The 10,842-nt window shown below is 68.9% G+C and carries 8 protein-coding genes and 3 pseudogenes; 7 read left to right on the top strand and 4 right to left on the bottom strand.

Annotation, left to right across the window (positions count from 1 at the left end; all coding sequences use genetic code 11):
* Positions 1-32: 32 nt before the first annotated feature.
* Positions 33-311: a DUF3999 family protein gene (locus tag BMG07_RS37285; protein ID WP_307867267.1), complete on the top strand. Its 279-nt coding sequence runs from the start codon at positions 33-35 to the stop codon at positions 309-311.
* Between the two features lie 149 nt (positions 312-460).
* On the opposite strand, the pseudogene BMG07_RS43555 reads toward BMG07_RS37285, so the two are convergent.
* From BMG07_RS43555 to BMG07_RS37270, 4 genes and pseudogenes are all read right to left on the bottom strand, one after another.
* Positions 461-862 (bottom strand): annotated as a pseudogene (locus tag BMG07_RS43555) (BPSS1780 family membrane protein); the annotation flags it as partial.
* A 44-nt stretch (positions 863-906) separates the two neighbouring features.
* Complete coding sequence (locus tag BMG07_RS43550) at positions 907-1,158, bottom strand: hypothetical protein (RefSeq protein ID WP_269759781.1); 252 nt, start codon at positions 1,156-1,158, stop codon at positions 907-909.
* Positions 1,159-1,167: 9 nt separating this feature from the next.
* Positions 1,168-2,220, bottom strand: coding sequence for a homoserine kinase (locus BMG07_RS37275; protein ID WP_198088701.1), 1,053 nt, complete (start codon positions 2,218-2,220; stop codon positions 1,168-1,170).
* A 55-nt stretch (positions 2,221-2,275) separates the two neighbouring features.
* The gene (locus BMG07_RS37270; protein ID WP_198088700.1) at positions 2,276-2,647 is read right to left on the bottom strand and encodes a hypothetical protein; all 372 of its coding nucleotides are present in this window, start codon (positions 2,645-2,647) and stop codon (positions 2,276-2,278) included.
* A 97-nt stretch (positions 2,648-2,744) separates the two neighbouring features.
* On the opposite strand from BMG07_RS37270, the gene polA reads away from it, so the two are divergent.
* The 6 genes and pseudogenes from polA to BMG07_RS37240 all read left to right on the top strand — a co-directional run.
* Positions 2,745-5,561 (top strand): DNA polymerase I, encoded by a 2,817-nt coding sequence (gene polA, locus BMG07_RS37265; protein WP_198088699.1) that lies wholly within the window; start codon positions 2,745-2,747, stop codon positions 5,559-5,561.
* 38 nt (positions 5,562-5,599) lie between these two features.
* Positions 5,600-6,888: pseudogene (locus BMG07_RS37260) on the top strand (M20/M25/M40 family metallo-hydrolase).
* A 13-nt stretch (positions 6,889-6,901) separates the two neighbouring features.
* Positions 6,902-7,804 (top strand): LysR family transcriptional regulator, encoded by a 903-nt coding sequence (locus tag BMG07_RS37255; protein WP_198088698.1) that lies wholly within the window; start codon positions 6,902-6,904, stop codon positions 7,802-7,804.
* Between the two features lie 46 nt (positions 7,805-7,850).
* Positions 7,851-8,207 carry a hypothetical protein gene (locus tag BMG07_RS37250; RefSeq protein WP_198088697.1) on the top strand — a complete coding sequence of 119 codons (357 nt, stop codon included), beginning with the start codon at positions 7,851-7,853 and terminating at the stop codon, positions 8,205-8,207.
* 117 nt (positions 8,208-8,324) lie between these two features.
* Positions 8,325-10,547 carry a TonB-dependent siderophore receptor gene (locus BMG07_RS37245; RefSeq protein ID WP_198088696.1) on the top strand — a complete coding sequence of 741 codons (2,223 nt, stop codon included), beginning with the start codon at positions 8,325-8,327 and terminating at the stop codon, positions 10,545-10,547.
* A 14-nt stretch (positions 10,548-10,561) separates the two neighbouring features.
* A pseudogene (locus tag BMG07_RS37240) lies at positions 10,562-10,842 on the top strand (PepSY domain-containing protein); the annotation flags it as partial.

Below are 10,842 nucleotides of genomic sequence, written 5' to 3'. Positions count from 1 at the left end.
CCTGGCGCGCGGCGCCGGAGGCGGCGGGCACCGTGGCAGGCACGGAGCCCGGCGCGCCGCTCGCGCTGTCGACCTTGATCCCGGGTTATGCGGCGGACAAGCCCGTCGCCGCCGACAGCGCATCGGTCGCCTTGCCGGCCGCGGCCGTCACCGCGGCTGCGGCCACCGCAGAGCCGCCGGCTCCCGCCAAGGAGCCGTCGTCGAAAAAGTGGTGGCTGTGGGGCGCTCTGGGGGCCGGCCTGCTGCTGCTGGCCGGCATGGCGTGGTCGCTGTTCGCGAGCCTGCGCAAGGACGGGGCCTCGGCGGATTGAAAAGCATCCGCCGGCCGGGCCCGGTCAGTTCGGGTTGTAGGTGTCCCGGAAGGTGAACCAGTTCGCGCCTGCGCCGTTGCGGCCAGCGTCAGCACGGTGCCGATCATCAGCACGTTGCCGATGGCCATGGCACCGGCGCCCGAGCCCAGCGAGCCCACGCCGATGACCACGGTTGCCACCAGCGCCACGGCGATGATGGCGAGCAGGAACACCCCGCACCAGACCAGCCCGAACAGCGCGTAGGCGCCGAAATTGCGAAACACCGCCACCAGGCTGAAGAAGATGCTCTTCACCGGCTCCACGCGGTGCCAGTGCACCAGCGCCGGCGCGTGCCACATGGCCAGCAGCAGCGGCAGCGTGAGCAGCGTCTGTACCAGGCTGGCCATCTGCACGCTGCTGTTGGCCATCAGCTCGGCCGTCAGCGGCTCGTTCAGGAAGTAGTTGCGCATGAACTGGCCGCCGTCGACCAACGCCGTCAGCACCACCGTCAGGCAGAAGTACACGGCCGAGATCACGCCGAGCACGGCCAGCGAGCGCCATTCGGTCTTCATGGCCTGCGCCACCGACAGGAACATGACCGCGCCGGTCGGCTTCCTCACGCCGCCCGCCGCGTCCTCGGGCACGCCGACGTCGCCACCGAGGCCGCGACCATGAAGCCCAGCGTCGAGAACGGCAGCATCATCATCGCGAGGAAGTTGCCGATCAGCGGCAGCTGGGAGATGGTGGAAATCAACGCCATGAACATGAAGAACAGGGAGATGAAGGCCAGCGGCTGCCGCCAGAAGTTCTTGAGTCCGAGGCGGACCCATTCGACGCCGGTTCGCGCCGGCACGAGGTTGAGTTTCATGTGTGAGGGTCAGGCCGCCATGGGCTCGAGCGCTTGAGCCATGGCATGCGGGTGGGTGGCGCGGTCGCGCAGCACGCGCTCGAAGTGCGTGGGGTCGTGGGGCTTGAGCATGCTCGCCTCGCGCGGCAGGTGGAAGTCCCAGAGGCGGGAGATCCAGAAGCGCAGCGCGGCGGCACGCAGCATCGCGGGCAGCAGCGCGCGCTCGGCCGCGTTCAGCGGGCGCACGGTTTCGTAGGCCGACAGCAGCGCGTCGGCGCGCCCGGCGTCGTGGCGGCCGGTGGGCAGGTCGATGGCCCAGTCGTTCAGGCACACGGCCAGGTCGAACAGCCAGGTGTCGGTGCCGGCGAAGTAGAAGTCGAACACGCCGGTCAGGCGCGGCGACGCGGCGTCTTCACCGGTCGCGAACATCACGTTGTCGCGGAACATGTCGGCGTGCACCGGCCCGCGCGGCAAGGCCGCATAGGCCGACGATTCGGCGACGTGGTTCTGGTAGGCCAGCTCGGCGCTCAGCAGGGCAGCTTGCGATTCCTCGATGTACGGCAGCACCACGGGCACCGTTTCGTTCCACCAGGGCAGGCCGCGCAGGTTCGGCTGGATGCGCGGATAGTCGCGCCCCGCCAGGTGCATGCGCGCCAGCATGGCGCCCAGTTCGGCGCAATGGGCGGCGCCGGGCGCCAGCTCGCTGCGGCCCGAGAGCTTCTGCACCACGGCGGCGGGCTTGCCGGCCACGGTGTGCAGCAGGTCGCAGGCAGCCTCGGCGGCGGGTGCGGGGGCCTGGCCCTTCCTGGCCGCTTTCTCGGGCGCGGGCGGGCCGGCCACGGGCGCGGGCACCGGCAGGCCGGCGGTCGCCAGGTGCTTCATCAGGCAAAGGTAGTACGGCAACTGCTCGGCGCTCAGGCGCTCGAACAGCGTCAGCACGAACTCGCCGGACTCGGTGGTCGCGAAGTAGTTGGTGTTTTCGATGCCGCCCTCGATGCCGCGCAGTTCGCGCAGCGGGCCCAGGCCCAGGCGTTGGACGAGCGCGTCTGCCTCGCCGAATCCGACTTCGGTAAAAACTGCCATGGCGGTGCTCAGCGCCGCGTTGCGGGGGATGTGGCGGAAACGAAGAAGCGCACGGTCAGAACTTCATCACGTTCCAGACGCGGGGGCCGTTGGCGCCCGTTTCCGAAGAGCCTTGGCGTCCCGTGGCCTGGTCGGCGGGGATCACTTCGTAGCCCGGCATGTTCGACTTGGGCTTGACGTTGATGCTCTGCGTGCGGCCGCCGTAGCGGACTTCGTCGACCGTGGCGGCGCTGTCTTCGGTGTGGAGGTTTTCCACCTTCTGGTTGCGTCGGCCTTCGGCGGGCGTTTGCTCCTGATTTTGTAGCGGCTGACCGGGAGCCGCCGCGGATGCGGGCGCGGGCTGCTGCGCGTGCACGGCGGCAAAGGGGGCTGCGAAAGCCAGCGCCAGCAGGATGCGGCGGGCGACCAGGAGTGTGGAGCTAGGCATGCGCTGATTGTAGGCGTGCGCCTGCAAGAGGGGTGTCGGTTTGCACCTCGTCCCGGTGTGGTTCCGCAGGCTGGGCCGGGCACGGCAAAATGCCTCGATGACCGACAAGAAAACGCTGCTGCTCGTGGATGGCTCGAGCTACCTCTACCGCGCCTTCCACGCCATGCCCGACCTGCGGGCCGTGCCCGGCGACCCCAAGAGCCCGGCCACCGGCGCCATCCGGGGAATGATCAACATGATGACCGCGCTGCGCCGCGAGGTGCGCGCCGACTACGCGGCCTGCATCTTCGACGCGCCCGGCAGGACCTTTCGCGACGACTGGTACCCCGAGTACAAGGCCAACCGCTCGCCCATGCCCGACGACCTGCGCAGCCAGATCGACCCCATCCACGAAGTGGTCCGGCTGCTCGGCTGGCCCGTGCTCAGCGTGCCCGACGTGGAGGCCGACGACGTCATCGGCACGCTCGCCAAGATCGCCGCCGCGCAGGGCGTCGAGGTCATCGTGTCCAGCGGCGACAAGGACCTGAGCCAGCTGGTCGACGAGCACATCACCATCATCGACACCATGAACGGCAAGCGGCGCGACGTGGCCGGCGTGACGGCCGAGTTCGGCGTGCCGCCCGACCTGATGATCGACTACCAGACGCTGGTGGGCGACACGGTCGACAACGTGCCCGGCGTGCCCAAGGTCGGCCCCAAGACGGCGGCCAAGTGGCTGCTCGAATACGGCTCGCTCGACGCGCTGGTGGCGCGCGCCGCCGAAGTGAAGGGCGCCGCCGGCGAGAACCTGCGCAACGCCCTGGACAAGCTGCCGCTGAGCAAGCGCCTGGTCACCATCCGCACCGACTGCGACCTCGAAGGCCACGTCAGCGGCCTGCCGTCGCTCGAAGCCCTGCCGGTCGGCGCGCCGCAAACGGCCGAGCTCAAGCCCTTCTACGAGAAGTTCGGCTTCAAGAGCCTGGTGAAGACGCTCGAGTCGCAGGAAGTGCCGCCCGAGCTGATCGAGGAAAGCCTCAAGAAGAAATCCGCCGCCAAGGTCGACAAGGACCAGAGCGGCCTGTTCGACGAGCCCTCCGAAATGGAAGCGCTCGAGGCCGCCGCGCCCGCGAGCAACCTCAAGTACGACACCATCACCACCTGGGAGCAGTTCGACGCCTGGCTCGCAAAGCTCGAGGCGGCCGAGCTCACCGCCATCGACACCGAGACCACCTCGCTCGACGAGATGGTTGCGCAGATCGTCGGCGTGAGCTTCAGCGTCACGCCGGGTGAAGCGGCCTACATTCCGCTCACGCACAACTACCCCGACGCGCCCGCGCAGTTGCCCATCGACGAAGTGCTTGCCAGGCTCAAGCCCTGGCTCGAGAACGCCGACAAGAAAAAGCTCGGCCAGCACATCAAGTACGACCGCCACGTGTTCGCCAACCACGGCATCGAGGTGCAGGGCTACGCGCACGACACCATGCTGCAGAGCTACGTGCTCGAAGTGCACAAGCCGCACGGCCTGTCGAGCCTGGCCGAGCGCCACCTGGGCCGCAGCGGCATCTCGTACGAAGACCTGTGCGGCAAGGGCGCGCACCAGATTCCGTTCAGCCAGGTCGACATCGCCAAGGCCGCCGAGTACTCGTGCGAGGACAGCGACCAGACGCTCGACGTGCACAACACGCTGTGGCCCCAGCTGGAGAAGAACGAGCAGCTGCGCTTCGTCTACCAGCTCGAAATGGATTCGAGCGAGGCGCTCTACCGCATCGAGCGCAACGGCGTGCTGATCGACGCGCCCACGCTGGCCGCGCAGAGCCACGAGCTCGGCACGCGCATCATGGCGCTCGAGCAGGAGGCCTACGACATCGCGGGCCAGCCCTTCAACCTGGGTTCGCCCAAGCAGATCGGCGAGATCTTCTTCACCAAGCTGGGCCTGCCCGTGGTCAAGAAGACGCCGAGCGGCGCGCCCAGCACCGACGAGGAAGTGCTCGAGAAACTGGCCGAAGACTACCCGCTGCCCGCCAAGATCCTGGAGCACCGGGGCCTCTCGAAGCTCAAGGGCACCTACACCGACAAGCTCGGCCAGCTCGCCAACCCGCGCACCGGCCGCGTGCACACGCACTACGCACAGGCCGTGGCCGTCACGGGTCGCCTGAGCAGCAACGACCCCAACCTGCAGAACATCCCGATCCGCACGCCCGAAGGCCGCCGCGTGCGTGAGGCCTTCGTGGCGCCGGCCGGCAGCGTGATCGCCAGCGCCGACTACTCGCAGATCGAGCTGCGCATCATGGCCCACATCAGCGGCGACGCATCGCTGCTGCGCGCCTTCACCGAGGGCATCGACGTGCACCGCGCCACGGCGGCCGAGGTGTTCGGCTCCACGCCCGACGAGGTGTCGAGCGAGCAGCGCCGCTACGCCAAAGTCATCAACTTCGGGCTGATCTACGGCATGAGCAGCTTCGGCCTGGCAAAGAACCTGGGCATCGAGACCAAGGCCGCGGCCTCGTACATCGAGCGCTACTTCGCGCGCTACCCGGGGGTGAAGGCCTACATGGACGAGACCAAGGCGCTCGCCAAGGAGCAGGGCTACGTGGAGACCGTGTTCGGCCGGCGCCTGTACCTGCCCGAGATCAACTCGCCCAACGGCCCGCGCCGCGGCGGCGCCGAGCGCGCGGCCATCAATGCGCCCATGCAGGGCACCGCGGCCGACCTCATCAAGCTCAGCATGGTGAAGGTACAGAACGTGCTTGACGAAGAAAAGCGCGGCACCAGGATGATCATGCAGGTGCACGACGAACTGGTGTTCGAGGTGCCCGAGGCGGAAGTCGAATGGGTGCGCACCGAAATCCCGCGCCTCATGGCCGGCGTGGCCGCGCTGAAGGTGCCGCTGCTCGCCGAAATCGGCGTCGGTCCCAACTGGGACAAGGCGCATTGAAGAACAACACAGACAGAACAGAAGAAGACATCTCCCCCATGAAATTTCCGCAACGCCAGTTCCTGCTCGCCGCCGTCTGCGCGGCCTTTGTCGGCTCCGCCTTCGCCGCGCCCGATGCCCGCATTGCCGCGCTCGCCGCCAAGGAAAAGCCCGCGCTGCTCGACACGCTCAAGGACCTGGTCTCCATCGAGTCGGGCAGCCGCGACCTCGACGGGCTCGAGAAAATCTCGAACCTCATTGCCGACAAGTTCAAGGCGCTGGGCGGCGAGGTCGAGCTGATCGACCCGAGCGCCGAGGCCTACCGCATGGAAGACACGCCCGAGAAAATGGGCCGCGTGGTGCGCGCCACCTTCAAGGGCACGGGCAAGAAGAAGATCCTGCTCATTGCGCACATGGACACGGTCTACACCATCGGCATGCTCAACAAGCAGCCGTTTCGCATCGACGGCGACAAGGCCTACGGCCTGGGCATCGCCGACGACAAGCAGGGCATCGCGGTCATCACGCACATCGTGTCGATGCTGCAGGCCATGAAGTTCAAGGAATACGGCACGCTCACCGTGCTGATCAACGGCGACGAAGAAATCAGCTCGCCCGGCGCGCGCGCGCTCATCACGCGCATGGGCGCCGAGCACGACGCCGTCATGTCCTTCGAAGGCGCCTACGTCAAGGAAGACAAGCTCTCGCTGGCCACGGCCGGCATTGCCTCGGTCACGCTGCACGTGGCGGGCAAGGCCTCGCACGCGGGCTCGGCGCCCGAGCTGGGCGTGAACGCGCTCTACGAGCTGTCGCACCAGATCCTGCAGATGCGCGACCTGTCCGACCCGGCCACGGGCCTGAAGATGAACTGGACCATCTCCAAGTCGGGCACCAACCGCAACGTGATTCCGGCCAGCGCCACCGCGGGCGCGACGTGCGCGTGCTCAAGGTCAGCGACTACGACCGCATCGAGCAGCAGGTGAACGAGCGCGTGAAGAAGCAGCTCATTCCCGAGGCCAAGGTCGAGCTGAAGTTCGAGCGCCGCCGTCCGCCGCTCGAAGCCACCGACGCCTCGCGCGCCATGGCCCGCCACGCGCAGCAGATCTACAAGGACGAGCTCGGCCTGCCGCTGGGCGCCGACGACAAGGCCGCCGGCGGCGGCACCGACGCGGCCTTCGCGGCACTGAAGACCAAGGCCCCCGTCATCGAGCGCTTCGGCCTGCAGGGCTTCGGCGCGCACTCGGCAGATGCCGAGTACGTGCTGGTTGACTCCATCGAGCCGCGCCTCTACTTGGGAACGCGCATGGTGATGGACATCGCGCGCGGCAAGACGGCTTCCGGCAACTGATTCGTCCCCGGCCATGCGCCTGCGCCACATCGAAGTCTTCAACGCGATCATGCTCACGGGCAGCGTGAGCGCGGCGGCGCGGCTCATCAACATCACGCAGCCGGCGGTCAGCCGCACCCTGCAGCATGCGGAGCTGCAGCTGGGTTTTCCGCTGTTCCAGCGCGCCAAGGGCCGGCTCACGCCGACCACCGAGGCGCTCACGCTGTACCCGCACATCGAGCGCCTGTTCGCGCAGCTCGACGAGGTGCAGCGGCTCGCCGCCAACCTGCGCACGGCGGGCGATTCGGGCGAGCTGCGCATCCTCAGCGTGCTGGCGCTGAGCTACGACATCCTGCCGCGCGCGCTCAAGGCTTTTCGCGAAAGGCATCCGGGCTATGCGATCACGGTGGAGTCGCTGCACTCGCCGCAGATCATGTCGGCGCTGCTGCTGCAGGAGGCCGACGTGGGCTTTGCGTTCAGCCCCGCCGTGCATCCCTCGCTCACGCAGGAGACGCTGGCCGACAGCCGCATGGTGTGCGTCGCGCCCAAGGGCATGCTGCCGCGCGCGCTGGTGCGCAACGGCTCGGTGGCGCTGCACGACCTGATCGACCGGCCGGTGATCGGCCTGGACAGCCGCGACCCCGTCGGCACCAGCCTGAGCCAGGCCTGCCGGCAGGCCGGCGTGGGCTTCCAGCAGGCGGTGGTGACGGTGCAGACGTATCACGCGGCGCTGGCCATGGCGCACCACGGCCTGGGCGTGGCGCTGATCGACGGCTGCACCGCGCGCTCGGCAGATGGTGGCAAGGTCGACGTGCTCACGCTGGAGCCGAACATTCCCGTGCCGATCCGCGCGCTGCGCTTTGCCGCGCGGCCCGACTCGGTAGCGGTGCGCGGCATCACGCGCTGCATGCGCGAGGCAATCGAGCAGACGGTGTAGGGGCAACGGGCGAAGGGTAGGGCGGCCCGGGCCATAATCCGGCGCCATGCACGCCCTTCGAACCTTCTGCTCGCTGCACCGACTGGTGCTCGCGTGGTTCATGGCGTCGTTGCTGATCGCGGTGGCTTCGCCCATCGTGCATCCGCAGGCGATGGAACTGGTGTGCTCCAGCGCGGGCACCATCAAGGTCATCGTGCAGGGCGAAGACGGTGCCGTCGAGCTGGGCACCGCCGCCATGGACTGCCCGCTGTGCATGGTCTCCGGTCCGCCGCCGGCAACGGCGCAACTGAAGCTGCCGACACCGCTGCCGCTCGGCCGCGCGCTGCAGTCCATTCCCGCCGCCCGCCTTGCGGCGGCCACGGCCTCGCCGCTCCCCGCGCGCGGGCCGCCGACGCTCTCCTGACACCGTTCCTTCCTTCACCCGGCGCTGCCGCCTGACCCGGCGCGGCGACGCGGTGAGCCTCCGGTCGTTGCGCGGCCGGCGCAGCCGTTCGGGCGCGCCGCCGCAAAGAGAGATTCCATGTCCCGTCGTTCCCCTTCCGTGGGCGGCGCTGCCTTGCGCCGCACGCTGCCGTCCCTTTCCGTTCCCTCCGCTTCCACGCTCGGGCTGCTGGCCTTGTTCGGCACCGCCTGCGCGCCGGCGTGGGCCCAACAACCGGCTGTGCATGCCTTGCCGCAGGTCGAGGTCGCCGACGATGCGCTCGCGCCCAACGGCCGGCTCGACCTCGACACGCCTTCCGACACCGCGAGCCGCCTCGGCCTCACGCCGCGCGAGACGCCCGCCTCGGTGACGGTGGTGAACCGCGCCGTCATCGACGCGCGCGGCGCGCAGAACACGCAGGAGATCCTGCGCGCCATTCCCGGCGTGACCGCGCACGACGCGCCGGGCAACATCGGCGTCAGCTATCGCGGCTTCGGCAGCAACTCCATCGCGCAGCTGTTCAACGGCATCAACGTGCAGTATTCGATCGCGGCCCGCCCGGTGGACAGCTGGATCTACGACCGCGTCGAGGCCATCGGCGGCCCGTCGAGCTTCCTGTTCGGCTCGGGCGCGCTGGGCGGCTCCATCAACTACATCACCAAGGTCGCGGAGCGCAGCGACTTCGCGGAGGCGCAATTGCGCCTGGGCACGCAGAACCTCAGGGAGGCGTCCTTCGGGCTCAACCGCCGCATCGCCGGCGACGGCGGCGCCGGCAGCCACTACGCGCGCATCGACGTGAACCGCCGCGAGGCCGACGGCTGGACCGACGGCACGCGCGGCAAGTCGACGCAACTGGCGGCCTCGCTGGTGTCGGACTTCGGCGGCGGCGTGAAACACACGCTGGCCTACGAGTACCAGGACGAGCAGGTCGACCGGCCCTACTGGGGAACGCCCGCGCTCAACCCCGTGGCGGGCACCCTGCGCATCGACCGCGCCACGCGCTTCAAGAACTACAACAGCGCCGACGGCATCTACGCGCAGCGCGTGCAGTGGCTGCGCTCGGTGACCGAGTGGCAGGCCAGCGACGCGCTGCAGTTCAAGAACACCTTCTACGCCTACGACGCCCTGCGCGACTACCGCAACGTCGAGAGCTACCGCTACAACGCCGCCAACACGGCGGTGATCCGCTCGGGCGCGCTGCTGCAGCGGCACGACCAGGACGTGGTCGGCAACCGCGTCGAAGGCGTCTACCGGGGCCAGCTCGGCGGCTGGAAAAGCGACTGGTCTTTCGGGCTGGACTTCAGCGTGAACCGGCAGACGCGCTTTCCCAACAGCCTGCCGGCGGTCGTGAGCACGGTGAACCCCTATGTGTTCACCACCGAGCAGTTCTTCGACGTGCGCGGCATGGTGCCGGGCTTTCGCCCCGACCGCAGCAACAAAGTCAGCACCACCGCGCTCTACCTGGAGAACCGCACCGCGCTGCAGCCGTCGCTGCACCTCGTGACGGCGCTGCGCCACGAGCGCATCGACCTCGACGTGGTGAACCGCCGCACGGTGGACGCGGCCAACCCCGCGAGCTTCCAGCGCGGCTACCAGCCCACGACCGGGCGCGTCGGCCTGGTGTGGGACTTCGCGCCCGGCGCCAACCTCTACGCGCAGTACGCCACGGCCGCCGACCCGCCCTCGGGCGTGCTCTCGACGGCTTCGTTCGCCGATGTGCGCAACAACAGCGAGCTGACCACGGGCCGGCAGATCGAGGTCGGCAGCAAGCTCGACTTCTGGCAGGGCAAGGGCACGGCCACGCTCGCGGCCTACAGCATCCGCCGCCGCAACATCGCGTCGCAAGACCCGAACAACAGCGCGCTCACGGTGCTCGTGGGCGAGCAGTCGTCCAAGGGTGTGGAGCTGGCAGTCGGGCTGCAGCCCACGCCGCAGTGGTCGCTGCAGGGCAACCTCGCGTACGTCGATGCGCGCTACGAGAACTTCACGCAGAGCGGGGTGTCGCTCGCGGGCCGCACGCCGACCAACACGCCGGCGGTGGTCGCGAACCTGTGGGCCTCGTATGCGATCACGCCCCGGCTTCAGGCCAGCGCGGGGCTGCGGCATGTGGGCAAGGTCTACGCCGATGCGGCCAACACCATCAACTGGCCGGCCTACACGCTGCTCGACCTGGGGCTGAGCTGGAAGCTGAACCGCTCCGTCACCGTGGTGGGCCGCATCCGCAATGCGACGAACCGGGTCTACGCGGCCAACGTGGGCGCCACCTTTGCCTACCTCGGCGCGCCGCGCACGGCGGACGTCGCGTTGCGCGTGGCCTTCTGACGGAAGGAGCGGCCATGCATCTCAAGCGCTGGTTGTTCCTGGTCCATCGCTGGCTGGGCGTGGTCGTGTGCGCCTTCTTCGCGATGTGGTTCGTCTCGGGCGTCGTGATGATGTACGTGGGCTACCCCAAGCTCACGGAAGCCGAGCGGCTGCGGCACCTGCCGCCGCTCGATGCATCGCAGCCGCTGCTGGGGCCGGCGCAGGCGCTCGAGGCCGCGGGCATCGCGGGTCCGCTGCGGTCGTTGCGGCTGGCGGTGGCCAGCGGTGGGCGGGCGGTGTACCTCGCGGTGCCGGC

This window comes from Variovorax sp. E3 (genome assembly GCF_016082275.1).
Taxonomy (GTDB): Bacteria; Pseudomonadota; Gammaproteobacteria; order Burkholderiales; family Burkholderiaceae_C; genus Variovorax.
The sequence above is the reverse complement of the archived record's forward strand: the minus strand, read 5'-3'. Positions and strand labels throughout refer to the sequence as shown.

Coding starts and splice junctions, on each gene's coding strand:
- BMG07_RS43550 (WP_269759781.1), bottom strand. CDS start 1,158: ATGAAACTCAACCTCGTGCCGGCGCGAACCGGCGTCGAATGGGTCCGC.
- BMG07_RS37275 (WP_198088701.1), bottom strand. CDS start 2,220: ATGGCAGTTTTTACCGAAGTCGGATTCGGCGAGGCAGACGCGCTCGTC.
- BMG07_RS37270 (WP_198088700.1), bottom strand. CDS start 2,647: ATGCCTAGCTCCACACTCCTGGTCGCCCGCCGCATCCTGCTGGCGCTG.
- polA (WP_198088699.1), top strand. CDS start 2,745: ATGACCGACAAGAAAACGCTGCTGCTCGTGGATGGCTCGAGCTACCTC.
- BMG07_RS37255 (WP_198088698.1), top strand. CDS start 6,902: ATGCGCCTGCGCCACATCGAAGTCTTCAACGCGATCATGCTCACGGGC.
- BMG07_RS37250 (WP_198088697.1), top strand. CDS start 7,851: ATGCACGCCCTTCGAACCTTCTGCTCGCTGCACCGACTGGTGCTCGCG.
- BMG07_RS37245 (WP_198088696.1), top strand. CDS start 8,325: ATGTCCCGTCGTTCCCCTTCCGTGGGCGGCGCTGCCTTGCGCCGCACG.